The 23,464-nt window shown below is 70.3% G+C and carries 18 protein-coding genes; 6 read left to right on the top strand and 12 right to left on the bottom strand.

The features are described from left to right. Nucleotides 1–23: 23 nt before the first annotated feature. From ACNYS0_RS05175 to ACNYS0_RS05150, 6 genes are all read right to left on the bottom strand, one after another. A complete protein-coding gene (locus tag ACNYS0_RS05175; RefSeq protein ID WP_422471461.1) occupies nucleotides 24–2,276 on the bottom strand; it encodes an SUKH-4 family immunity protein in 2,253 nt (750 codons plus the stop codon). 146 nt (nucleotides 2,277–2,422) lie between these two features. After that, the gene (locus tag ACNYS0_RS05170) at nucleotides 2,423–3,223 is read right to left on the bottom strand and encodes a hypothetical protein (RefSeq protein WP_422471460.1); all 801 of its coding nucleotides are present in this window, start codon (nucleotides 3,221–3,223) and stop codon (nucleotides 2,423–2,425) included. Then, the gene (locus ACNYS0_RS05165; protein WP_422471459.1) at nucleotides 3,216–9,551 is read right to left on the bottom strand and encodes a toxin glutamine deamidase domain-containing protein; all 6,336 of its coding nucleotides are present in this window, start codon (nucleotides 9,549–9,551) and stop codon (nucleotides 3,216–3,218) included. Before ACNYS0_RS05165 ends, ACNYS0_RS05170 begins: the two co-directional genes overlap by 8 nt. An 86-nt stretch (nucleotides 9,552–9,637) precedes the next feature. Beyond that, a complete protein-coding gene (locus tag ACNYS0_RS05160; protein WP_422471458.1) occupies nucleotides 9,638–9,943 on the bottom strand; it encodes a hypothetical protein in 306 nt (101 codons plus the stop codon). A gap of 64 nt (nucleotides 9,944–10,007) precedes the next feature. Next, nucleotides 10,008–10,478, bottom strand: coding sequence for a hypothetical protein (locus tag ACNYS0_RS05155; RefSeq protein ID WP_422413530.1), 471 nt, complete (start codon nucleotides 10,476–10,478; stop codon nucleotides 10,008–10,010). 135 nt (nucleotides 10,479–10,613) lie between these two features. Further along, nucleotides 10,614–11,060 (bottom strand): hypothetical protein, encoded by a 447-nt coding sequence (locus tag ACNYS0_RS05150; RefSeq protein ID WP_422471457.1) that lies wholly within the window; start codon nucleotides 11,058–11,060, stop codon nucleotides 10,614–10,616. 218 nt (nucleotides 11,061–11,278) lie between these two features. Here ACNYS0_RS05150 and ACNYS0_RS05145 point away from each other — a divergent pair, with 218 nt between their 5' ends. Further along, a complete protein-coding gene (locus tag ACNYS0_RS05145) occupies nucleotides 11,279–11,782 on the top strand; it encodes a hypothetical protein (RefSeq protein ID WP_422471456.1) in 504 nt (167 codons plus the stop codon). On the opposite strand, the gene ACNYS0_RS05140 is transcribed toward ACNYS0_RS05145, so the two are convergent. After that, nucleotides 11,759–11,971: a chaplin gene (locus ACNYS0_RS05140; RefSeq protein WP_422482462.1), complete on the bottom strand. Its 213-nt coding sequence runs from the start codon at nucleotides 11,969–11,971 to the stop codon at nucleotides 11,759–11,761. The genes ACNYS0_RS05145 and ACNYS0_RS05140 overlap by 24 nt on opposite strands. Nucleotides 11,972–12,146: 175 nt before the next feature. Here ACNYS0_RS05140 and ACNYS0_RS05135 point away from each other — a divergent pair, with 175 nt between their 5' ends. The 3 genes from ACNYS0_RS05135 to ACNYS0_RS05125 are packed head-to-tail and all read left to right on the top strand — an operon-like array spanning nucleotide 12,147 to nucleotide 16,698. Further along, on the top strand, nucleotides 12,147–13,007 hold the full coding sequence (locus ACNYS0_RS05135; protein WP_422471455.1) for a hypothetical protein: 861 nt from the start codon (nucleotides 12,147–12,149) through the stop codon (nucleotides 13,005–13,007). A 24-nt stretch (nucleotides 13,008–13,031) separates the two neighbouring features. Beyond that, complete coding sequence (locus tag ACNYS0_RS05130) at nucleotides 13,032–15,077, top strand: ATP-binding protein (RefSeq protein ID WP_422471454.1); 2,046 nt, start codon at nucleotides 13,032–13,034, stop codon at nucleotides 15,075–15,077. Continuing rightward, nucleotides 15,064–16,698, top strand: a complete 1,635-nt coding sequence (locus ACNYS0_RS05125) for an ABC transporter substrate-binding protein (RefSeq protein WP_422471453.1) — start codon at nucleotides 15,064–15,066, stop codon at nucleotides 16,696–16,698. The genes ACNYS0_RS05130 and ACNYS0_RS05125 overlap by 14 nt, the downstream gene beginning before the upstream one ends. Before the next feature lie 17 nt (nucleotides 16,699–16,715). Here the strand turns inward: ACNYS0_RS05125 and ACNYS0_RS05120 are convergent, their stop codons facing one another. The 4 genes from ACNYS0_RS05120 to ACNYS0_RS05105 are packed head-to-tail and all read right to left on the bottom strand — an operon-like array spanning nucleotide 16,716 to nucleotide 20,799. Further along, nucleotides 16,716–17,633: an ABC transporter ATP-binding protein gene (locus ACNYS0_RS05120; protein WP_422471452.1), complete on the bottom strand. Its 918-nt coding sequence runs from the start codon at nucleotides 17,631–17,633 to the stop codon at nucleotides 16,716–16,718. Beyond that, nucleotides 17,630–18,706, bottom strand: a complete 1,077-nt coding sequence (locus ACNYS0_RS05115) for a FecCD family ABC transporter permease (RefSeq protein WP_422471451.1) — start codon at nucleotides 18,704–18,706, stop codon at nucleotides 17,630–17,632. The genes ACNYS0_RS05120 and ACNYS0_RS05115 overlap by 4 nt, the downstream gene beginning before the upstream one ends. Next, on the bottom strand, nucleotides 18,703–19,707 hold the full coding sequence (locus tag ACNYS0_RS05110) for a FecCD family ABC transporter permease (protein WP_422471450.1): 1,005 nt from the start codon (nucleotides 19,705–19,707) through the stop codon (nucleotides 18,703–18,705). Before ACNYS0_RS05110 ends, ACNYS0_RS05115 begins: the two co-directional genes overlap by 4 nt. 45 nt (nucleotides 19,708–19,752) lie before the next feature. Next, nucleotides 19,753–20,799, bottom strand: a complete 1,047-nt coding sequence (locus tag ACNYS0_RS05105) for an ABC transporter substrate-binding protein (RefSeq protein WP_422471449.1) — start codon at nucleotides 20,797–20,799, stop codon at nucleotides 19,753–19,755. A 250-nt stretch (nucleotides 20,800–21,049) separates the two neighbouring features. Between ACNYS0_RS05105 and ACNYS0_RS05100 the strand changes: the two genes are divergently transcribed. Together ACNYS0_RS05100 and ACNYS0_RS05095 are read left to right on the top strand one after the other, a co-directional pair. Beyond that, nucleotides 21,050–22,309, top strand: a complete 1,260-nt coding sequence (locus ACNYS0_RS05100) for a cytochrome P450 (protein WP_422471448.1) — start codon at nucleotides 21,050–21,052, stop codon at nucleotides 22,307–22,309. 29 nt (nucleotides 22,310–22,338) lie between these two features. Beyond that, nucleotides 22,339–22,548 carry a ferredoxin gene (locus tag ACNYS0_RS05095; protein ID WP_422471447.1) on the top strand — a complete coding sequence of 70 codons (210 nt, stop codon included), beginning with the start codon at nucleotides 22,339–22,341 and terminating at the stop codon, nucleotides 22,546–22,548. Between the two features lie 43 nt (nucleotides 22,549–22,591). Here the strand turns inward: ACNYS0_RS05095 and ACNYS0_RS05090 are convergent, their stop codons facing one another. Beyond that, a complete protein-coding gene (locus tag ACNYS0_RS05090) occupies nucleotides 22,592–23,368 on the bottom strand; it encodes a hypothetical protein (RefSeq protein ID WP_422471446.1) in 777 nt (258 codons plus the stop codon). Between the last annotated feature and the right edge of the window lie 96 nt (nucleotides 23,369–23,464).

The raw sequence follows: 23,464 nt of genomic DNA, 5'->3' as shown, positions 1-23,464 counted from the left end.
GACACCGGATGTCACCGCTCGCGTCACTCGTTCTCAAGGACGTACGCCCACGCGGGCTGCTCGCCGCCCGTCTCGTCGACTTCGGCCAGCGCTTCCAGGATCCAATGGGCGACCTGCTTCCGCTCGGAGCTGAGCGGGGGCGCAAGGTCTCGCGTCCGCAACCCTGTGACGTACAGCGCGACCATGGTCAGGAAGCTCTCCAGATCGCGTGCGGCGGGGAGCGCGGTCAGGAACTCCTCGTCGGGGCCGGCCGGATCGGGGCCGGTCGGGACGCGCAGGACGCGGCCTGTGGGCCCGTCGACGACGAGCTCGCCCCCCAGCCACCTGCCGATCTGGAAGAAGGGGCCGCGCTCCGCCGCGGGCTCGACGTCCTCCGGCCAGTCCACCTCGTCGAGCAGGTCGACGTCCGCGTCCCCGTACGGCAGGAGAGCCATGGCGCCCTCCGCCATGTCCGGCAGCCCGAACTCGGTGAGAAGCTCACGCGTCGGCCGGTGGGTCAACTCCTCCGGAAGTTCCTCGGGTTCGGCCTCGAAGATCTCGTCTTCGCCGAACAGGGCGACCAGGTCCCGGTGGCTCGGCGGAGCGGCATCCATGGGGCGGCTCGGGTCGGGGGCCGGGTAGTCCCCGGACAGGGGAGTCAGTCGGAGGCCGAAGGTGTCCGAGGGGTCCACGCCGTCCGTCGACTGGAGGGCGACCAGCCCGAGTTCGCCCCCGAAGACCACTGACTCGCCCACGGTCAAGGGCGCGCAAGGCATCAGGAAATCGTGCTCGCTGCGCCGGGGCGACGACGTGGCGAACAGGTCGACGAGACGCGAGGGAGGCCCGGCCGGCTCGCTGTCCTGTGAGGCCGAGGCCGAGGCCGACGCCGACGCCGACGCCGCCGATGTCGACGTCGCAGAGCACAGAGACAGGTCCGCACGGTGTTTCTGCGGAACCTCGTCCCGGTCCCAGGGGCCCGCGAGGAGTTCGCCCGTCTCCGCGTCCCGGACGGACACGTACGGTTCCGGAGACCTGTCGACCATGCGCTTCTGCAACCCGGCGATGGCGGGCCGCCCCTGCCAGCGGACCTCCGCGAGCCTGGAGAACCTGCCGGTCTCGAGGAAACGTGCGTGACACCCGCCCGGCGGCCGCCAGCGGGCCCACGTCGTACGCCAGGGAAGTGAGACACCGGACGAGGCCACGGACCGGGCGAACTCGAACTCGTCGCGGGACCAGGCCATCAAGTGCAGCCAGGACGCCCAATCGCGCTGGCGGTTCGGTACAACTCCCCACCCCCACAGGTGAATCGCGTCGGCCGCGGGGCTGTTTCCAGGGATGATGGGGCTGTGACTGCGTGCCGCGTCGATGAGGGCGGTCTGCGGCAGATGGGCGACCGTCCGCCCGTCCGCCAGAAGTTCCTCGTACGACCCGGCCTGCACGGCGTGCATGGCGAGCCCTGCGGCGGCGTACAACCCGACGGGGCCGGACCTGGCCCACCCTTCGGGATGACGGAATTCGGCGGACGTGCGCAACAGCCAGTCGACCAAGTGCGCGTTGACACGCCTGAGGTCCTCGGCATCGACCTCGCGCCGCAAGGCCTCGGCCACGCCCTCGTCGGCGAAGGAGACGCCGAGCGGACCGGTCATGAGAACGTCTGAACGCTCTTGGACCAACCCCGTGAGCTCCTCCGCGGTCATGGTCTCGCCTGTCAGGGCGGCAACGAGCTGTGCCCATACGGACACGGGTACGCTGCGCGGCTCCGCCAGGGCGAGAGCGCGCAGGGCGGCCGGAACGTCGGGAGCCGGTGTGTCAGCGGCAAGCCCGGCCAGGTGGAAGAGATTCTCGGGCGGCAGCCCCAGCGGCAGGAGCCGGGCGTCGGCATCGGTCAGCAGGGCCAGCTTCCCCGTCGCAAGGCGACCGACGGTGCTGCGCAGGAGCCGCCGCGGCTCCTGCGACCGCCGAGTGTGCCCGGAGCGGCGGGTGTTGACGAGCACCAGCAACCGCTCCTCGTTCCACGAACCGAGCGCCTGCGGCCAGAAGCCCCGCTCGCCGGGAGACAGATCGACCCCCAGCGTGGTCAGGGCCTGATCCATCACCTGCTCGGCGCTGAGCCCCGCGACATCGATCAGCACACTTCCCGGGACGGCCTCGTGCACCCGACGCAGGACAGGCGCGGCATCGACACCGTCCGGAGCGACGACATGGGCGGCGCTGCCGCCCCGCCCTCCGGCACGCCACCATGCGCCCACCCGGCCTGGTGCTTCTTCTGCGGGCATGCCCACGGATGTCACGGTCATGTCGCCTCTCGTCGCAACGGCTTCCGAAGTCCACCACGGTAATGGGGCAGCGTTGCCACCGGGAATCGATGCTCTGGCGGCCGGCCGGCCGGGCGAGTGCGTGTGCCCGGGGTCTGTACGACCTGCTCGGAGTCTGGCCGGGCCGACTATTGCGCGCGGAGTGCTTCCTGGACGGATGCCCGTACTCGGTCGTCGCCGCTCATCGACAGATACTCGGCGAAAGCACGTGCTTCCGGGGCGTGTGAGCGCTGGACGATGGACACCGCGTGCAGGAGAGCGCGGGGATGTGCCTCCTGTGCAAGTACATCGGTCGCCAGTGTGACCGCGGTTGCCGCGTCCACGGGTGCCAGGGAGGCCGCTAGGTCCACGAGTTGGGTCGGCAGGTCGAACTTCCGGGGCTTCCCCGCTGCGAGAGCCGCCACGCCGTGCGCCACTACCGTGCGAATCGGTGAAATCAGGGTTGCGGCTGTCGGGGCGTCCAATTGATCCCCGAGCTTCTCGTCGAAGTACTCGCTGTCCGCGATCCCGATCAAACACCGGAACGCCTCGGTGCGTTGGGCCCAGGTGCCCTTCTCGCGAGCGAGAACATCACTGTCGCCCACGGCGAGAGCCAATTGAGCGAACGTGTTGTCCACCGAGAACTTGCGGTCGACGAGCAGGTCGTACCAGGGCGCCAGTTTGGGATCCTGGGCGGCTTCGATCACGGCCGCGTACCCGGCCGGTTCGGCCCAGGTGGTCAGGGCGACGCAGGACAGGAAGCGCTCGCGGTCTTGGGCCGTCGTGTCCTGGAGAAGGGCAGTGAGCCCGGGCACGCGTTCACGATGGCGGGGGTCGTCGAGAGCTTCGTAGATCACGTCCTCAACATCATTGGTGGGCCGGCCCTCGAAGTCCGTTCCCAACAGTGCCTCGAACCCGTCTGCTCCCGTTCCGTCAACGAAGTCAGGCACCGAGCGACCCCTCAATGTAATCATGCGGAACGACGCCCTTGATGAGCCACTCTTCATCGCGTCGCGTGTTCATCATATCGATCATGCGTTGCGCAATCCTCTTGGCCTTTGCGTTGCTCAGGCCCTGTGCTCGCGCCATTTCCTGGGCCTGCGCCTTGTTGGTCCCAGGCGGCACCGTCAGGTCCACAGGTTTGCCGGCGATCTTGTCGGCGTTCTCCTGGATGATGCTCTGGACCTTGTCGGGGGAGTAGACCTCGACGTCTTGGACGCGGCCGGCGGCAATGTCCTGCTCCAGCCGGTCCAGATCGATGCGAATGCGATTCGACCCGAACGCCTTCGCGTTGGCACCTTCCGAACTCAAGGAAGTGTAGGGGCTGTCCGACTTCGCCGGGTCGCGGCCCACAACGTGATCGACGACACTCGCAGTGCCGTGCGGGTTTGCCGGGACCAGGTCTCCTTCCGAGTTGATGTGCGACTTGCGTTGTCCTCGACTGTTCATCTCGGAGTGGAAGTCATCGTCTTGCCGGACGAGGCCGGGCCTCGGTTCACCGTTGCCTTCGTCCGGGGTATTCGCTTCAGTTGTGGTCGGTTCGCCATTGGGTGGTTCGGTGTTGCCGGCCGGGTCCGGTGGCGGTGTGCGGTTGGGGGCATCGGGCTTGTTGGGGTTCGACGAGCCCGACGGTGGTTCCTGGGCGGGCGGTGTTGTCGCGTCAGGGGCCTGAGGTGGGGTTGAGTTCTGGCCGTCGTTCTGGGTTTGGTTCTGGGCGGACAAGCTTTGGACGAAATTGCGAATAAAGTCCACATGTTGATGGATTTCCGCGTCCATGAGCAGACGGTTGGTGGTCTTGTAACCCTCCGTCGCCTTCTTCGCCTGGGCCTCGGTCATGCCCTCCTGCTGTCGGGCGGCGCGCTCCTGCTGGAGCAACTGGTCGCGCTGAGGGTCGACCCGGTACGTCGTGCTGTAGTACACCGGCACGCCGTTCATGGCGGTGGACTTGCGGATGGTGTCGGAGCAGTCCGCATGTCCGGAGTTGTTCTTGCGCTCACCGCAGGGTTCTCGCTCGGTGTACAAGCCGGCGACCTTGTATGGGGGACGTCCTTCAGCTGCCCGGCCATTGTTGAGTTGGTGGATGGACTCAAGGATGTGGCTTTCCGAGTGCCGTGGGCGCACGGCGTCTCCGGCAGCCGGCACCGAGGAGTCGATAATGAAGTGGCTTTCGCCGTGCTCGTCGACGACCTCCACCACCGCGTAGTTCTTGTCGGAGAAGTCCGGGGAGTTGCGTTCCGTTGCGTCCAACAAATCCCCGAGGTCCTGTGGGACGTTGTCCTTGGGGCGAGCCGTGGCCTCACGGCGCGTGGAGGCCACGGACTCGTGATGATCGTGAGCCGGGTCCGTCCTCTGCCTCTTCTTGGGCGGGGCCGTGGCGTACGGGTCGCTTCGAGGCGCAGGCTCCGGACTCGAGCCCACCGCGTTGTTCGCGTGGAACGAGTGACTCATTCGTGCCAGGGTCGCGAGTGCTGCATAGCGGTCGCCGTCGTTCATTTGTGACCATGCCGGGTCGAGGTGGCGGCGGAGATCGCTGTCCGTGAAGTTCGTCCGCGGCATCGCGACGTCGTCGCGGTGCGCCTGCAACGCATCTTTGTGTTGTTGGGCAGCCTGCTTCTGGGCATTCTTGGCGTCGGACAGTCGCTGTTTGGCCTCCGCCTGCTCCGAAGGATCAGCCTTCTTCAGCGCCTGCTTTGCACGGGCGACTTCCTTCTTGGCGTCGTCCAGTGCCTGCTTGGCGTCACGGACAGGTAGTGCGGCCTCTACATGCTGCCGCCGTCGCTCCATGGACTCTTGCAACAGACCGTGCAAGGGGGAAGAACCATCGGCCTGAGGCTGGGCCCAGGCACGCATCTGCTGTTGGACCGGTAGCAGATCAATGCGTCGCACCGGGTGCTTCTCGCGGAGGTCCTGCTGTGATTGGTCCGGAGGGAGGTTCGCATGCTGCTGGTTCGTGGCCTCCCGGCTGGGGAGGCTCTGGTTTCGCTGCGTGCGAGTTGCTTCGGCACTGCGTTGGCTGTCCGAAGGACCAGTCGTGCCCGCGGGGGTCTGCGATGTCGTGCGGGCGGTGGATGGCGGGGAAGCCGGGGTCTGAGTGTGACCCGCGGGCCGGTTGGCGGTGTCGACGGGGCGGCGATTGGCGTCCAAGGGGATCGCGAAGACGCCGTTGTTGCCGCTGTGCAGCGGAGTGGTGCTGCTCCGGCCCGTCTGGGGGTCGGCGTAGACGATCTGGCCGTTGTGGTTGACCACGTTCCAGGCGTGGGCGCGGCCGTCCGCGTTCTGGGTGATGATCACGGCCTGCGAGCCGTGGCCCTCGTTGAGGAGGGTGGTCTCCAGGTTGTTGTACGCGTCCCGGCCGTCGCCGAAGTCGTCGAACTCGGCGCCCAGGGTGTTCTCGATACGGTCGCGGCCGCCCGGCTCCGGAGTGTCCGCCGGGGTGCCGTCCTCGTTCGGGCTGCGGCGGGCGGCGACCGTGGGGTTGCCGGCGTACGAATCCGCGAACGCCAGGGCGCCGTCGGGGCAGTTGACGTCGCGGCCGGAGTCGTCGGGGTTCTGGCCGCGGATGTCGTTCAGCCAGGAGCCCTCGCGCGGGTCGGGGGCCTGCTGGAACGAGCCGTCCTCGTTGCGCGGGAATCGTTCCTGCTGAGCGCGGTTGTCGGCGTCCGTGGGGTCGTCGTAGCCGTCCGGGGGGCCGGAGGGGCGGGTCGCCGTGGACGGTGTCGGTGCCTGTGTCGGCTCCGTTGAGTCCTGGTCCTGGTTCTGGTCCTGGTCCTGGTCCCGGCCCTCGTCCTGGTCGGTGCTGTCGGTGTCGGTGTCGGCGGAGTCCCGGGAGTTCTGGGAGTCCTGCGCGGGATCGGGGTTCCGGCTGTCCTCCTGCGTGCCCTGGTCCGTGTCGTCCGTGGCTTCAGGCTGCTGGGGCGTGTTCGAGTCCGAGTCCGGGTTCGTGGTGGTCTCGGATGCCTGGTCCGGGGACGGGTCGGACGACTGGGGAGCGGGCGTCGAGTCCGTGTCCGGGGTGGTGTTGTCCGTGGACGGCTGAGGCGTCGACGGCGTGAGGAAGTACGGGGTGATCGGGTTCCGGTCGGCGTCGAGCGGGGTGTAGAAGACGTCTTTGGCGCCCTGGTGGATCGGTGTCTCGCTGACGACGCCCGTTTGCGGGTCGACGAACAGGACCTGGCCGTTGTGGTTGACCGCGGCGAAGGCGTGGCCGCCACCGCCGGGCCAGTTGACGGCGATCATGGCAGCCGAGCCGTGACCTGCCTGCGTCAGCTCGTGGGATATTCGTGCGTACGGGTTGGGGTGGTCGCTGCCCGCGTACGTGCTGGGGGCGCCGGCCCAACGTGCCTGGTTCTCGACCGAGTCGCGCTCCGCCGAGAAGGTGTCCAGACTGCCGTCCGGATTGGTGTCCAGGGTGCGCGGGGCGGACACCGTCGGGCGGCCGAACCATGTCTCCAGGAACGAACGGGTGCAGTCGGCGCAGTTGTTGGACCGGCCGGGCACGCCGGGGCCGCCGTCGTTCTGGAGACCGGCCCAGTTTCCCTGGCGCGGGTCCGCGAACACCTGCGGGGTGCCGTCGGGGTTGGTCGGGTGGGCGTTCTCGAGGTCCTGCTGGTGGGCCGGGTCGGGTGTGGTCAGGCCCTCGCGCGGGATGTTCAGGTCGCCGCGGATGTCCGACAGGTCGTCCGCCTGGGGCGGCGGCGGAGGCGCGGTGGGCTGCTGGCTCTGGTCGGGTGTCTGGCTCTCGTCCGGTGTCTGGCTCTGGTCTGGTGTCTGGCCCTCGTCGGGCGTCTGGGGGGTGGCGTCCGGCTGCGGGGTGTTCGGCTGGTGGTTGTCCGGCTGCTGGTTGTTCTGTGCCGGCATCCCCTGGTCGTTCGGCGTGGGGGACTGGGCGGGTGACTGGTGGTCCGTCGGACGGTCGCCGCGCGGCGGCGTGCTCGGGCGGCTCGGCGTCTGCGTGCGCGGTGTCTCGCGGCGCGGCGGCGATGCCGGGCCGTTGTGCCCGCTGTCCCGGGACGGCGTCGTGGGCCGGGTGCCCGGCTGTTCCGTACGCGGCGTCGTGGCACTGGGCGTGTTTGCCCGCGGCGTCGTCGCGGGACCGCCCGCCGCCGGGGCCTGCGTCGGGATGGGTCCGGCCGTCGGGGGCGGCATGGCACCCGGGGGCGCCGTCGAGGGTGCCGCGGAGGAGTGGGCCGCCTGCTGCGGGATGCCCGCGTCACCGGACTGCGCATGAGGGGCCGGGGGTGCCGCCGTGGCGACGCCGCCCATGAGGTCGATGCTGTCCGGGTCGTTCGGGTCGTGCGGCGTCGGCGTCGACTGTGCCGGTGCGTGGCCCTGGCCGGGACTGGCGTGAGAGGTGGGCGCGTTGCCGGGCATGGCGCCGCTCGGGATGCGGCCGCTGCCGGTGCCCTGACCCTGGTTGTCGTTGTTGCTGCCGTCGCCGGAGTCGGTCGGCGTGGGGCCCTGGGCGTGCGCCGGCATGGTGGAGACCGAGTCGGGGTCGACCTGGTGCACACCGGGGTCGGGCCTCGAACTGTCGGGAGCCGGGGTCGGCGCGCCCTCGGGCGGCGTCGACGGCGTGGGCTCGGAGTTGCTCTGGTCCGGGATCGACGCGCCCTGGCCCGGGCTGGGGGTGTCGGCGCCTTCCGGGCGGCTCGGGGCCGCGCCCTCCGGAGTGGTGTCCGGCGTCGGGGACGTGCTGACATCCGGGGACGGGGACGGGGACGGGGACGGGGACGGGGACGTGCCCTCGCCGGGCGAAGAGTCGGGGGACAGGGACGGTTCGTTGCCCGGGGGCGTGCTCGGCGGGGCGTCCGGCGTACTGTCCGGACGGGCGGAGTCGGGGGTGTGGTCGGGGGCCGGCCCGCCTTGGATGTCCGGCGTCGTGGCGGAGGGCGTGGACGAGTCGGGGCCGGACGAGTCCGGAGCGGAGGTGTCACCGCCCGACGGCTGACTGATGCTGTCCTGGTACGCCTGCGTGCCCACGTCGAACGGGCTGGGCGGACCGGAGTCACGGCTCGGCGCGGGCGAGGGCGATGATGTGTCGGCGCCGTCCGTACCGCCGCTCGGCGCCGCACTCGGCGAAGAGGAGGGCGAGCTCGACGCGGAGGTGTCCGAACCGCCACCCGACGGCGAAGGCGACGACGTCGAGGACGAGGAACCACCGATGTCCGGCGCCCTGCGCCCGGAGTCCCCACTGCTCGAACTCGTCGAACCGTCGGAACCGGTGCTGGAGTCGCCCGACGAACCGCCGTCGCCCGCCCCCGATGTGGACGAGCTCGACGAGCCGTTGGACGAACTGCCTCCACCCGACGAGGAGTTGCCTCCGGACGTCGAACCTCCGGAACTCGACGACGAGCCCCCGGAGCCCGACGACGAACCGCCCGAGCTCGACGACGAACCGCCACTGTCGGAACTCGACGACGAACCGCCACTGTCGGAACTCGACGACGAACCACCGCTGTCGGAACTCGACGAGCCGTCCCCGCCCGCGCTCGACGATCCGTCGCCGCCCTCGTGCCCGCCACCGCTCAGCCCGTGTCGCGCGCCGTGCCCCGCGCGGGAGCCGGCGCCGTCGCGCAGGGACTCTCCGAAGGTGGAACCGGAGTTCTCCAGGGCGCTCTTGCCCTCTTCGTAGCCCGTCTTGGCGGTGCGGCCCAGGTCGTAGCCCGACTGCTTGCCGAAGTTCTGCTCGACGGTCTGGGCGACGACGTCGGAGATCATGGCTTCGAGAGCGGAGACGAACGGTTCCTTCGCGGTCTCCAGCACCGCTTGCAGGATCTGTTGGGCTATCTCCTTGAGGAGTTTGCGCAGGATCATGCGGGTCGCGGCGGCCGCGCCCATCGCGCCGATCTCGGACAGGCCCAGGGTGAACGGTGCGGCGGCCTGGGCCGCGGCGATCTCGACCGCGAGGATGACCAACTGGGCGATGACCGCGATCTTCAGCCCGATGATGAGCATCGCCGCGGCGTCCATGCAGGTGGCGATCAGCTCGGCGCCCTGGCGGTCGTCGTCGAAGTAGCCGGAGCCGCCGGCGAACTTCTCCCAGGTCTTGTTGAACCCGTCGATGGAGTCACCGGCGTTCTCGGCGAGAACGTTGCCTGCGGCCATGAGTCCGCGGGACTGGAGGTCCGTCACATCGGCGGCGAACTGGCGCCAGGTGTTGGCGCACTCCATCATCTTGTCTTCGTCGCCTGTGGGCCAGTCGAAGCCACACATCTCGAGAAGCCACTCAAGCCCGTTCGGCAGCATCAAAGCCACGACGAAGACCCCCGTTGTCGCCATGCATATCGTGTTGTCCCGGCCTTCTGGGCCGGCCGGTCCCTTCCCGCCTCACTGTCGGCGGAAGGGGCAAAGGTCCGTCGGAAATCTCAACCGCGGCGCATGCTGCGGTAGAGGTCGATCGCCGAGTCCGGCGGAAAGTTGGGGACGTAGGTGACGGCCCCGTCGGCCTTGGAGATCACCATGTGGCTGCCGCCCAAGGGCGCCTGGGTGCCGGGCGGCGGCGGGGGCATCACGGCGTGGACGAGGAACCCGATGTCGAATTCGACCACGTGCAGCGGCGCCGGGTTACCCGCCGGGTCCAGCACTTCGAATCGGGACCGGGCGGCCGCGAGGGCCTCCTCGGCGGTGGCGGGGACGGGCTGTACCGGTGCCGGCGTGCCGGGCTGTGACACGGACTTGCTCCTGTGGGTGAGGCGGGACGGTGGGACCGCGGGGCGGGCGTGGCCGCGAGCAGTGCTACTTGCTCACGGACTTCAGGACGTGGACCTCGCCGCCGAACTGGTTCTCCGGCGTCTGCTCCTTGACCAGGGCCTCGTTGAAGTCCTCGTTCTCCTCGTGGTTCTTCGCCATCCGCTCCAACGCCTTGCCGATCTCGTTGAGCTTGGTGGCCAGGTGGTCCATCGAGTCCGTCATGCCGTCGCGCAGGCCCTCGTAGACCACGCCGAACTTCTCGCCGAGCTCGTCGTCGCCCCAGGGCGGGGTGCCCTGCTTGTCGCTGAAGGTGGTCATGCCCTTCCAGGCGTCCTGGGCGACACTCGCGAACGACGTGTCCTTCGGCGCCTCGCCTCCGCCGCCCCCGCCGTCGCCCTGCGCTGCCAGGCCGCTCCGCAGCCTGGCGGTCGCCTGGTAGAACTCCCTGCCGATGTCGGAGAAGTTCTTCCCCTCGACCTTCAGTGTCTCCGGACTGCTCCTGAATCCGTCACCCATGACCACGCCCCCGTTTCACCAACCGGCCGCATACTGCCGCCGGTTCGCGTCCGCCTCATGTCTGTTCCAGAATACCCAAAGGAACTGACAAGCTCTCAACCTCCGGGCGTCACAGTGCTGTCCCAGGAGTGGGGATCACCCCCGGTGGCCGCCGCCCTGCCCCCGCTTCTTGGAACCGGTGAACAGGTTCGTCGAAGGACCGTCGCGCTCCTCGCGCTCCTTCTGTGCTTCCTCGTCCCGCTTGCGCTCCCACTCCTCGCGCTTTCCGCGCTCGGCCTCGCGGTCCTGCATGGTCTGCGACTCCGCGGCATGCCGGATCTCGGTCATGCGGTCGCCCAGTGCGCCCATGTAGCGCTCGTCCTTGATGGCGTCGGTCATTCCCATGCGACCCGACAGGATGCCCTGGGCCATCTCCTGGAGCGGACCGGTCACATTGGGATTGTTGGCCAGCGTGCGCAGCGCCTTGTGGAGGCTCTCGGCCTGCTCCGGGTCCTGCGCGACGTCCATCAGCTCCGAGTCGTCGATCTCCCGATCGTTCGACCCCGGCCCGGTTCCCGGTCCGTTTCCCGGCCTGTTGGCCATGACTTCCCCCTTCGAGCCCAGAGGGCCCTTCCCGCACACCGAACGCGGCCTGCGCACTCGTTGCGATTCGTCGCACTGGTTGACGAGCCTACCGAGCCGCCCGTTCGACCCGTCAACCCGTCCTCGTGCGCGGCCCCTTCGAGTGGCGCCGGTGCCTCGCCGCTGCGGCAGCATGTACCACCGGACCGGGATCAACCGAGCGAGAAGTGGGAGGCCGCGTGGCCTGCATCAAACCGTCGTGGGCCGAGCGTGAGCTGCCGGCGTTCTTCAAGAAGTGGCGCACCGAATGGGCGGACGACGGGCTCCGTCCGGACAACTACCTCGACTTCGAGGGCGGCCTGCGGTTCGTGCTGGCCGCCGCGTGGATGTTCTGCCCGGAGACGGTCGAGTACCGCGGGTGCGTCTTCCTCAAGGACCGGTTCGTCCGGACCACCGTCGACGACTGGTTCTCGAAGCTGGGTGACGACCGCAAGCGCATCGAATCGGTGGTCAACCACGTGGAGTTGTGGGGCACGTTCCTCAATGCCCCGCTGACGGACGACGACCGGCTGGGGGAGGAGCTGCCGCAACTGGCCCTGGCCCTGGGGGAGTGCTGGCAGGGGGTCCTGTCCACGCGCTACCCGGATCGCGGCATCACCGTCCACGTGAGCGACGAGGAGGACGGCTCCTACGGGCCGACCGTGACGCTCTGGACTTCGTCAGAGGGCCCCGTCCCCCGGTAGCGCGCCGATGACGTTCACTGTGTTGCCGCACACGTGGACGGGGATGTGGATCGGAACCTGGACCAGGTTGCCCGACAGGACATCCGGCGAGTGGGCGGCCGCGTCGTGAGCACTCGTGTCAGCCATGGCCGGACCGGACCGCACCAGATGTTCGCCCTGCTCGGCCCGCGCGTCGTACGCATCCTCCAGCGGAACGAGCGACCGCGGGGCTGTGCACACCCGCCTCGTCCAACTCCTGCGAAAACCAGGGGAGTTATGGGTCCCCCGAGGCGTCGAAGATCTGGTGACCGGACCGGATGAGGGGTACATTCGACTGCCCAAAAGCTTGTTCCATGCATCTGCGCCAACGGGGGTTGCGCACACGATGACGCGCCACACGGCCGCGCCCGGCCGCCATGAAGCCCGGCTGCTGCTGTGGCTGCACGAGCAGTGCGGCCGGCAGGCCGATGTACCGGTGCCGACCGGCGGATTCGGGCAGCAGAGGAACATGCCCGCGCTGGGCGTCGCCGCGCTCATCGAGGCACTCCAGGAGCGCGGCCTCGTCCGCGTCCACGAGGACGGCGAGCGGCCCCCGCCCGACGCGGAGCTGACCGCGGCGGGGCTCGCGCAGGCGGAACAGCTGCTCGCCGATCTGGGGAACCCGGACGCGGTGCGGCGCTACACCGAGAACGCCCTGATCATGTGGGCGTACGAGGAGAACCGGTCCGGGCGCCGCCCGCGCCTCAAGGAGTTCTTCATCGCCGAACAATCCTCGTTCCACGGCCAGGTGCTCGGCCAGGCGATCGTCGAGGGCAGCGCCGCGTATCTGCGGCAGGCCAGGCTGCTCGCCCTCGACGGGACCGGGATCGCGGCCCGCGTCGAGCTGACCGACCGCGGGCGGACCTGCGCGACCGGCGGCGGCGACGTAGCGGCGTACGTGGCCCACGAACCGGCCACACCGGGGCTCACCATCGGCTCGGTGACCGGCACCGTCAACGTCCTGTACGGAAGCATCGAGACGTTCAATCAGGAGACCGGGCTCAGCCTGGACCCCGAGCAGATCCGCCAACTCATGCAGGCCGACCGGGACATGGGGGACCGGCCGGGCGGCGCGCCGCCGAGCCCCGAGACCCGCACTCTCGCGGCCCGTATCCGCGCGCAGCTGGCGGCGGCGCCCAACTCCATGGCCGCGCAGGTCCTGTTGCAGACCATCGGACCGGCCCTGACCAGAGTGCTCGGCGGCTGAGGCCCGGACTGAAGGAGGACGCGCGTGAGCAGACTGTACGGTCGGGACGCCCTCCTTGACGATCTGGTGCCACGCCTCGTGGGATATCCGCGCAAGGAGGAGCACGGGGACGTCGACCAGGTGCACAGGGACGATCCGCCCGCGCTGCTCCTGACCGGCCCGCACGGCCGTGGCCGCACCGCCGTCCTCGACACGCTGTACCGCTCCTACAGCGGGCGCATCCCGGTGGCGGAGGTGGACTGCGCGCAGGGCGCGGGAGCCGGAGAGGGCCTTGTCGGCAATACGTCGCAGGGCGCCGACTTCCTGATCGACGTCGCCTGCGGGCTCTGCTCCCAGGTCGCGGGCGAGCGCAAACTGCTGCAACTGCCGCGGCTGTGGACCGGGCTCGTGGCCGTGTGCGCCTGGCGGTTCGGTGACCCGGGGGAGCAGGAAGCGGCTCAGGACCGCGTGGGGCGGCTGCTCGCCGGGTGCGGTCTGGAGGTCGCGGGTTCCACCGTCGCGGACAGCTGGGTGCGGGATGTCAACGACCGGCTGCCCACCGTCGTCGCCCGGGAGGAGCTCCAGCCCGTCGTGGACGCCTCGGTGGAGCTGTTCGCCGAGCGGTACCTGACGAAGAAGGGGCAGGCCGACGAGGTGCTGGCGTTCTACGCCGCACGGCCCGGCACCCGCCGCGACGAATCACCCCTGAGCGCGCACTCCCGCGCCTTCCACCAGGGCGGTGACCTGCGCGAGCTGGCCGAGGCCTCCCTGGCCGTGGCACTCCTCGAGGACCTGCGCACCCGCTACGGCACCCGCTGGATGCGCTTCAACCGGCCGCCGCGCCCGCTGCTGCTGCTCGACAACGTGCAGACGCCGTCGGGCGCCCGCCTCCTGAACCAGCTCCTCACCCACCGTGCGAAGCGGGCCGGTGACCCGCTGGTCGTGGTGGCCGCAGCGCGCGGCAGCGCCCGCCGTCGCGCGCTGCCCGACGCGACACACCTCACCCTGGAGCAGGTCACCGGCGGGGCGGTCGACTGGCGGCGACCGGAGACCGGGACGCCGTCCGCCGGACTGATCACCATCGAACTGCCGCGGCTCGAGCGGCACGACATCGTCACCATGCTCAGCGACGCCGCCCCCTCGCTGCGCGGCGAACTCCCGCGCGTGGTCCGCCGGTTCACCCAGGGATCGCCCCTGGGGTGCGGGCTCCTGACCGAGGCGGTGCGGGCCGCCCCGAACAGCGCCGCCACACCCGGACTCGACGTCGGCGCGCTGCAGCTGAACGGCCAGTCGGTGACGCGGCAGATCGCGGTGCGGCTCGTGCCCGACCCGGAACTGCGCCGCAATCTGACCCTGTTCTCCGTGGCCCGGGACAGCGCCGCGGCGCGCGCCCTGGCCGCCGCGTACCTGCCCGCTGACCCGGACCGCGCGGCGGTGGAGAGCGCCCGCAGCCACCTGCGCGCCGAGCACGGAGCGCAGGCGCCGCGTCCGTTCGTCCCCGACCCGTTCCTGCGGGCCGTCCTCGTCCTCGAACTGCGCCGCCGCCAGGCGCAGCCCACACGGCCTGTCCCGGGCTGGAACGGACTGCACCAACTGCTCCGCTCCCATCACGAGCGGGCCCGTCAGGACGTCGACGCCCTGCACCACGCGCTCGCGGGCGGCGACACCGGGCATGTGGTGACGAGCCTGTACGAGCGGTTCGCGCGGCCGGGCGGCGCCGAGCAGTGGCTGCGCGATCTGTGGCAGGTGGCCTCGGCGCCGCATCCGCCGGACACCGGCTGGGCCAGGGACTGCTGGAACAAGGCCAGCGGAAAGAGCGGCACGGAACCCGCGGGCGACGACGTGCTGCGCTCCGTGCACCGCCTCCTGCACGCGGTGTGGCTGGCCGCCGACCCGCTGACCGCACCGGACGACCGGCTCTGCGAGCGGATCCGCTTCGACCTCGAACTCCTGTCGGGCCGTCATGTCACGGGCGCGGGCACGCTCTTCGACGCCGCGCAGGAGTGGCACGACGACCTGCGCGAGCTGCGCACCCCCGCCTCGGCCCGGCCGGCGCCCGGCCCCGAAGGGAGCCACGGTGAGCTTCACTGACATCTTCGTCCGCCCTTTCGTCAGGGGGCGTCCGCTCCGGCGCGGTGAGCGGATCCTGGGCCGGTGGATCGCGGGGTTCGTGGCCCTCGCCCTCGTGGGCGCCACGGCGTGGATCGTCGTGCCGATCGTGACCGGGAGCGACTGCGCGGACGGGCTCGAGGAAAAGGGTGGCGAATGCGTCGGCCTCGTGGACGCGACGGTCAGGGATCCGGTGTTCAAGCCCGGCGAGGACGGGCCGGGCAAGGAGATCTCCGGTCTTGTCGAACGCATCGCGCGGGAGAACGACCGGGTGCGGGTCCTGTGGGAGGACCCCAAGGGCGCCGCCGACAAGAAGCCGTACGTGAAGGTGGCGCTGCTCCTGCCGTTCAACACCTCGAAGTCCGGGGCGATGACTGCCTCGCTCCTCAAGCGCAGCCTCGCGGGCGCCTACGCCGCACAGCGCGACGCCAACACGTCCAGCAACAGCGTCAACTTCCAGATGCTGCTGGGCAACATCGGCGCCAATCTCGACCTGTGGCCGACCGCCGTGGCCGCGGCGGCCGAGCTGACCGGCGGCGGGAAGCAGCAGGAGGGCGACTCCCCGCTGGTGGGTGTGATGGGGCTGCCCAACAGCGAGCAGGACACGCAGGACGCGGCGAGCGCCCTGGCCAAGAGCAACATCCCTGCGGTCAGCGGCGTCCTCAGCTCCCCGAACATCAAGGCCAGGACGTTCTACAAAGCGGCCCCCAACAACCGGAACTCCGTGCTGGCGCTGGCCCGTTATCTCAAGGGCCACCCGGGCAACGGCAAGGGTTTCCTCGTATGGGACTCACGCGCCGCCGACGACTACGTCACCAACACCAAGGCGGAGCTCCTCAAGATCTTCGGCGCGAAGTACCAGCTCGCGGTCCGGGACCGCTCGTACATCGGCACCATGGGTCCCTACGAGGGCGCACCCGCAGCGATGGCGCCTGCCGCGTCCCGGCTGTGCCAGTCGGGTGCGGACACGGTGTTCGTGGCCGGCCGGGACTGGGATCTGCCCGAGCTGGTGAAGGCCATCGCCAAGGACGCCGACTGCCAGGCCCGCAAGGACAAGGACAAGCACCCCATCCGGGTCCTACGGGTGTCCACCGGGCTCACCTCGCGGCTGACCGGCAGGGACATGCGCGAGTCGATGGCGCAGGCCAACGTCGTCACGCTCAACGCCGCGCCCACGGACAACCTGTCGTGGAGCCGTGGACAGAGCGCTCCGGGGCGGTACAGGACGTTCGCCGCCACCATGGCCAAGGACGCCGGGGTCAAGGGGACCGACCTGGACGACGGCTACGCGATCATGCACTACGACGCCTTCCAGGTCCTCATCAAGGGCGTCACCCAGTTCACGAACGACGAGGCCAACAAGGGCCAGCTGCCCACCAAGTTCGACGTCGACAGCAACATCAGCAACATGAAGGTGGGCACCGACGGCGACTGCGGGGACTGTGTGCGCGGCGCCAGCGGTGACTTCGGGTACACCTCCGAGAACGACAACTGGCCCGTCTGCAAGGTCGTCCCGGTCATCGAGTACCCGCGGTCGAAGGACTACCGCCCGCCGAAGCCGTTCCGGACCAGCCCGGGCCGGGGAGGAACCTGCCCGGGCTGACGCGGTGGTGTGCCGGGTCAGTTCCCGTTCCTGGTGTCCTGTCCGGGAACGGGGACCGGCGCGGACCCGGTCCCGGAGACCGGCGCGGCGGCCTCGTCCTCCGTCGCCCGCCACGGAGCGCCCGGTACCACCAGCGGGCTGCCGGTGACCGGGTCGGGGACCACCACGGAGTGCAGGCCGAAGACCGTGTGGACCAGGTCCGCCGTGATGACCTCGGCGGGCGGGCCCTCCGCGACGACGCGGCCGTCCTTCATGGCGACGAGGTGGTCGGCGTAGCGGGCGGCCTGGTTGAGGTCGTGCAGGACGGCGACGACGGTGCGGCCGCGCTCGTGGTTGAGGCGGCGCACCAGGTCGAGGACCTCCACCTGGTGGGCGATGTCGAGGTAGGTGGTCGGCTCGTCGAGCAGGAGCAGCTCGGTCTCCTGGGCGAGCGCCATGGCGATCCACACCCGCTGGCGCTGCCCGCCGGACAGCTCGTCCACCGGACGCTCGGCGAGGGCCGTGGTGTTGGTGTGCTCCAGGGCCTGGGTGACGGCGCGCTCGTCGGCCTCCGACCACTGCTGCCACCACTTCTGGTGCGGCTGACGGCCGCGGGCCACGAGGTCGGCGACCGTGATCCCGTCGGGCGGGGTCGGGCTCTGCGGGAGGACGCCGATGGCCCGGGCGATGTCGCGGCCGGGGGTGCGGGCCAGTTCGGCGCCGTCCAGCAGCACCGTGCCGGCGCGCGGCTTGAGGAGGCGTCCCAGGGCGCGCAGCAGCGTGGACTTGCCGCAGGCGTTGGGGCCGACGATGACGGTCACCTTGCCGTCGGGGATCTCCAGGTCGAGGCCGTCGACGACGGTGCGGTCCTCGTACGCCAGCGTCAGGGACTCGGCGGTGAGCCGGCTCGTACGGTCGGTCGCGGCGGTGGCCGTACGGCTGCCGGTCGGGCTCATTTGTTGCCTCCGGAACGACTGCGGCCGCGGGCGATCAGCCACATCAGATAGGGGGCGCCCACCGCTGCGGTGAGGACGCCGACGGGGAGTTCGACGGGCGAGAACAGCTGCCGGGCCAGCAGGTCCGCGACCACCACCACGAGCGCCCCGGTCAGGGCCGAGGACAGCAGCGGGATCTGCGCGGTACGGGTCAGGCGGCGGGCGATCTGCGGGGCGAGGAGGGCGACGAAGTCGACCGGCCCGGTGGCCCCGGTCGCCATCGAGGCGAGCACGACACCGAGCACGGTCAGGCCGAGCCGCACCCGGTTGAGGCGGATGCCGAGGGCCGTGGCGGTGTCGTCGTCGAAGGACGCCGAGCGCTGCGCGCGGGCCGCCCACAGCACCGCAGGGACGGCGATGAGCAGGACCAGGGCCAGCGGCGTCGCCTGCTCGTAGCCGCGGCTGTTGAGCGAGCCGGTCAGCCACACCTTCGCCTGCTGGGCGACGAGCGCGTCGCCCTTGGTGAGGAACAGCTGGGTCAGCGAACCGAGCGCGACGGAGATGCCGATGCCGATGAGGACGAAGCGCGAGGCCTGCATCCCGCGCCGCCAGGCGAAGACGTACACCAGCAGCGCGGCTCCGATGCCGCCCGCCACCGAGACGTAGGGCAGCGCGGTGTACGAGGCGAGGCCGAAGCTCATCGCCGCGACGGTCACCGCGCCCGCTCCGTGGGTCACGCCGATGATGTCGGGGCTGGCCAGCGGGTTGCGCGCGACGGTCTGCACGAGGGCGCCCGCGATCCCGAAGGCGAGCCCGGCGAGCAGCCCGACCGTCAGACGCGGCAGCCGCAGCGTCCCGACGACGAGCTGGTCGGGACTGGGCCTGCCGAGCAGGACGTCGACGACCTCGGCGGGGGAGACGAAGGCCTCGCCGACGCACAGGTACGCGACGACGGCCGCAAGCAGCAGGACCGCGAGCGCGACGGCGACGACGACCGACCTGCGGTGGACCAGGAAGCTGGAGCGGCCGGGGCGCAGCACGGTGTGTCCGGCCGGACGGATCCGGCGCTTCGGCGCGGTGGTGGCGCTGCTCATGCGGCGACCACCGCCCGGCGGCGTACCAGCGCGATGAGGAACGGCACCCCGAGGATCGCGGTCATGACGGCCACCGGCACCTCCGAGGGCGGGAAGACGATGCGGCCGAGCACGTCCGACACCAGGATCATCACCGGGCCGAGCAGTGCGGCGGCCGGCAGCACCCAGCGGTGCGCCGTGCCGACCAGGGCTCGCGCGATGTGCGGAACGGCCAGGCCCGTGAAGGCGATCGGACCGGCGGCGGCCACCGCGGCGCCGGTCAGCACCGTCGCGGCCACCGCGCCCTGGACGCGCAGCAGGCCCACGTTGTGGCCGAGCCCCCGGGCGGCGTCGTCGCCGAGGGCGAGCGCGTCCAGGCCGCGGGCCGCGACCGCGACCAGCACCAGGCCGACGAGGACGAACGGCCAGATCTGGCCGATGACTTCGCCGTCCCGGCCGCTGATGGAGCCGACCTGCCAGAACCGGAACTCGTCAAGGGCGTGCGCGTCGGTGGTCACGACGCCGGAGACGATCGCGGCCAGGAACGCGTTCATCGCGGCGCCGGACAGTGCCAGCTTGACGGGCGAGGCCCCGCGGTAGCCACCGGCGGCGACGGCGTACACCACCACCGTGGCAAGGGCCGCGCCCGCGAACGCGAACCAGATGTAGCCGGTGAGGCTGTGCACACCGAGGAACGCGATCGCACACACCACACCGACCGAGGCACCCTGGCTGACACCGAGGATGCCGGGCTCGGCGATGGGGTTGCGGGTGATGCCCTGCATGACCGTTCCGGCGACCCCGAGGGCCGCACCGGCCAGGATGCCGATGACGGTGCGCGGCACCCGCAGGGAGCGCACCAACTGGGCGTCGGGGCTGGTGCCGTGCTGCATCAGCGCCCGTACCACCTCACCGGGTGCGATGGGGCGGCTGCCGACGGCCAGGCTCAGCAGCACGGCGATCAGCAGCAGCACCGCACACCCCAGCAGCCAGGCGATACGGCGGCGGGTCGCTCGCGCCATGTGCCGCGCTCACTCTCTTGTCTTTCAGATGTCTGTCAAAACGGGCTACTTGGTGAGGTGACTGTCCAGGTCGTCGAGGACCGCGTCGGCGGCCATCGTGCCGAGCCCGAGGTACCAGGTCTCGTCCGGGACGTCGTAGGCGTGGCCGGCCTTGACCGCCTTGAGGTTCTTCCACAGCGGGTTCTTCTGGACCGTGGACTTCTCCGTGGCGTTGGGCTTGCCGTAGACACCGGTGAAGATGTAGTCGGCGTCGGCCTGGTCGATGTTCTCGGCGCTGACCTCGGCGGCCAGGTCGGAGATGGCCTGGTTCTTCGGCCGCGGGATGCCGACGTCCTTGAGGATGGTCCCGATGAACGAGTCGTTCGCGTAGAGGCGGATCTTGCCCTCGGGCATGAAGCGCAGCATCGTCACGGACGGCTTGTCGGCGCCGAGCTTCGTCCCGAGGTCCTTGGCGCGCTTCTCGTACGCGGCGAGGTTCTTCTTGGCCTGCGCGGTCCTGTCCAGGGCGGCGGCGTTGAGGAGGTAGTTCTCCTTCCACGTGAAGCCGGGGCGGATGGAGAAGACGGTCGGCGCGATCTGCGACAGCTCGTCGTAGGAGTTCGCGGCGCGCAGCTGGCTGCCGATGATCAGGTCCGGCTTGAGCGCGGCGATGGCCTCGAGGTTGAGGCTGTTGATGGTGCCGACGTTCTTCGGGTGGCCCGCGTCCTTCTTGAGATAGGACGGCAGCTCCGGCGAGCCCTCGCTGGGCGCGAGGCCGACGGGCTTGATGCCGAGGGAGACGACGTTGTCCAGCTCGCCGACGTCCAGGACCACCACACGCTTGGGCTGCCGCTCGATGTCCGTGCTGCCCATGGCGTGCTTGACGGTGCGCGGCCACTGGCCGGGCTTGGCGTCGGTGCCCAGCGCTGCGGTCTTCTTGGCGGCGTCACCGAAGTCCTCGCCGCCCTGCGCGACGGACTTCGAGTCCTTGTCGCCGCCCGCGGCCCTGCCACCGCCCGCCGCGCCGTCGCCGGACCCGCCGCACGCCGTCAGGGACAGCAGGCCGGCAAGAACGATCGAAGCCGCGGCAGCGCCGCGCCGTCGGAGAAGCATGGTGCCCCCGGAGCAGTTATCAAACATTCAAAGGAAAGGTGAGGCATACCTTACGCACAGGAATGAAGGGTTCGACAAGAGGGGCATCATGCACTGTTGTGCGCCATACATAAAAAGTGCATGCTGCACGGAAAGTGCATGATGCACTTTCCGTACGCCACATGGTGCCGGCCCTTCCGTCATCGATGCCGATACCGATACCGATCCCGACAACAACCTGCCGCCTCCGCCCCACAAGGAGACGCACACCATGACCGACCAGGCCGAACCCCTCTACGTCCAGCCGCCCGTCCGCCTGCCGCTGTCCGGAGACACCGCGCTGGAGCCGCCCGCCGTGTGGGAAGAGCTGCGCGCGCGGTGCCCCGTAGCCCACGCCACGCTGCCCAGCGGTGACACCGCCGTCTACCTGACCCGGTACGACGACGTCCGGGGCCTGCTCTCCGATCCCCGCTTCGTCCGCCCCACCGAGCAGGACAACGCCGCCCGGATGGCGCCCGAGGGCGCAGGGGGAGCCGCCGCCACCGGCAGCTCCGCCATCAAGACCCCCAACCGCGGTGAACCGCACCAGCGTTGGCGCCGTCAGGTGGGCCGCTACTTCACCGCCAAGCGGATGACCGCCCTGCGCCCCGGCATGACCCGCCTCGCCGAGGGCCTCGTGGACGCCATGCTCGCCGAAGGCGCTCCCGCCGACCTGCGGGCGAGCCTCGGGTTCCCGTTCCCCGTCTACGTCATCTGCGATCTGCTCGGGGTTCCCGCCGAGGACCGGGACCGCTTCTCCGGCTGGTCCGACAGCTTCCTCAGCGTCACCCGCTACGGCGCCGACGAAATCCGCACCGCCCAGGAGGAGTTCGTCGCCTACATGTCCGCGCACATCGCCGCCAAGCGGGCCGCCCCTGCGGACGACCTCCTCAGCGTCCTCATCACGCAGAGCGAGGAGGCGGGGAGCGCCGGGAGCGAGGTCGAGGGCGGCGGGCTGAGTGACGAGGAACTCGTCTCCACCGGCATGGGCCTGCTCGTCGCGGGCCACGAGACCACCGCCAACAGCATCGGCAAGATGGTCTCCTTGCTGCTCGCCGACCGCGGCCTGTGGGAGCGGCTCCTCGCCGACCCGTCGCTGGTGCGCACCGCCGTCGAGGAGTCCCTGCGCTTCGACAGCAACCTCGGCTTCGGGCTGCGCCGTTACCTCGGAGAGGACGCAGAGATCGGCGGCGAGGTCGTCCCTGCGGGCAGCACGGTGGTGTGCAGCATGCCGGCCGCCAACCGCGACGAGCGTGCCTTCGCGGGCGCCGATGCCATGGACCTCGCCCGCACCCCGAACCCCCATCTCACCTTCGGTGTGGGCCCGCACTCCTGCCTCGGTCAGGCGCTGGCCCGCACCGAGCTCCAGGTCGTCCTCGAGGTCCTGCTGGCCCGCGTTCCCGGCCTGCGCCTCGCGGTGCCCGCCGCCGAACTGCGAAAGACGGAGGGCCTGTTGGTCGGCGGGCTGAGCGAAGTCCCGGTCAGCTGGTGACCCCCGGACCCGGAGGAGGGGCGAACACCATGAAACTCACCGTCGACCAGGACAAGTGCTGCGGCGCCGGTGCCTGCGTCCTGTCCGCGCCGGAGGTCTTCGACCAGCGGGACGAGGACGGCGTTGTGACGCTTCTGACCACCGACCCCGCCCCGGCACACCACGCCTCCGTACGAGAGGCGGCAGCGATGTGTCCGACGGCGGCGATCGGTGTGCACGAGCCCCCAGCGCCCGACTGACCGTCAGAAGCCGGCGGTCAAAGGGTCTTTCGGGGGTGGAGGGTCAGATGTTCGGCGCAGCCGTGACCTTGCCGGACGGTGCCTTCGCGCCGACGGGCGTACCGAAGTCGGACCACGTGATGGTCTGGTCGCCGGTCCCGTCGGTGTACGGCGTCTTCTGCTGGAGCAGGTAGGGCTTGCCCGTGGTCGCGACGCTGTACGTGGCCTTCTTGCCCGGGGCCGTGCCCGTGCCGACGACCGTGGCGACGGGCTGACCCGCCACCTCGGCGGCGGAGCCCTTCGTCAGCTTGATGGAGGGCTTCTCCTGCGCGCCGAACTGCTCGCCGTGGCAGTAGCTGACGAGCACCTTCGTGAGCGCGGCGTCGGGCGAGCCGTGCATCCACTGGCCGGCCTTGATGGCGCCGCCGCCGTTCTTCTTGACCCAGGTCGAGAAGGCGGAGTCGACCTTGCCCCAGACGTCGTCGCCCTTGCGGACGACCTCGAAGGAGCCCATGTCCTTGAGCTCGACCGTGCCGGCGCACTCCGTCGCGGAGAGGCGGAGGTCGGACGTGGCGTCCGACCGGGACATCACCTCATGGACGGAGCCCGCGGCGGCCTTCGTCTCCAGGCCCTTGGCGCGCAGCTCGGCGGCGCCGAGCTTGTCGACACCGTTCGGCTTGGCGTCGGCCTTGGCCGGCTTGTCGGCGGCGGTCGACGGCTTGCCGTCGCCGTCCGCGGCCTTGTCCGAACCGCTGTTGCAGGCCGTCAGCGACAGCAGCGCGGCGGCGCAGACGAGCGCGGTGGCGGCGCGGCGGGCGGACAGGACATGCGTGTTGTTCATCAAAGTCCCCGTTGTTCCCCGTGAAAGTGCGGTTGCCGTGTGTGGCATGTCCCATTCAATCAGTGACGGGTGACGCCTCGTGACGGGGGGTCGACT

The organism is Streptomyces anthophorae, from assembly GCF_049310305.1.
Classification (GTDB): domain Bacteria; phylum Actinomycetota; class Actinomycetes; order Streptomycetales; family Streptomycetaceae; genus Streptomyces.
This window is presented reverse-complemented; position numbering and strand designations above follow the sequence as displayed.

What these genes read in the sequence shown, in the direction of transcription:
- ACNYS0_RS05175 (WP_422471461.1), bottom strand. Translation starts at nt 2,276, where the DNA reads ATGACCGTGACATCCGTGGGCATGCCCGCAGAAGAAGCACCAGGCCGG.
- ACNYS0_RS05105 (WP_422471449.1), bottom strand. Translation starts at nt 20,799, where the DNA reads ATGCTTCTCCGACGGCGCGGCGCTGCCGCGGCTTCGATCGTTCTTGCC.
- ACNYS0_RS05100 (WP_422471448.1), top strand. Translation starts at nt 21,050, where the DNA reads ATGACCGACCAGGCCGAACCCCTCTACGTCCAGCCGCCCGTCCGCCTG.
- ACNYS0_RS05165 (WP_422471459.1), bottom strand. Translation starts at nt 9,551, where the DNA reads ATGGCGACAACGGGGGTCTTCGTCGTGGCTTTGATGCTGCCGAACGGG.
- ACNYS0_RS05135 (WP_422471455.1), top strand. Translation starts at nt 12,147, where the DNA reads ATGACGCGCCACACGGCCGCGCCCGGCCGCCATGAAGCCCGGCTGCTG.
- ACNYS0_RS05090 (WP_422471446.1), bottom strand. Translation starts at nt 23,368, where the DNA reads ATGAACAACACGCATGTCCTGTCCGCCCGCCGCGCCGCCACCGCGCTC.
- ACNYS0_RS05095 (WP_422471447.1), top strand. Translation starts at nt 22,339, where the DNA reads ATGAAACTCACCGTCGACCAGGACAAGTGCTGCGGCGCCGGTGCCTGC.
- ACNYS0_RS05120 (WP_422471452.1), bottom strand. Translation starts at nt 17,633, where the DNA reads ATGAGCCCGACCGGCAGCCGTACGGCCACCGCCGCGACCGACCGTACG.
- ACNYS0_RS05155 (WP_422413530.1), bottom strand. Translation starts at nt 10,478, where the DNA reads ATGGGTGACGGATTCAGGAGCAGTCCGGAGACACTGAAGGTCGAGGGG.
- ACNYS0_RS05150 (WP_422471457.1), bottom strand. Translation starts at nt 11,060, where the DNA reads ATGGCCAACAGGCCGGGAAACGGACCGGGAACCGGGCCGGGGTCGAAC.
- ACNYS0_RS05110 (WP_422471450.1), bottom strand. Translation starts at nt 19,707, where the DNA reads ATGGCGCGAGCGACCCGCCGCCGTATCGCCTGGCTGCTGGGGTGTGCG.
- ACNYS0_RS05115 (WP_422471451.1), bottom strand. Translation starts at nt 18,706, where the DNA reads ATGAGCAGCGCCACCACCGCGCCGAAGCGCCGGATCCGTCCGGCCGGA.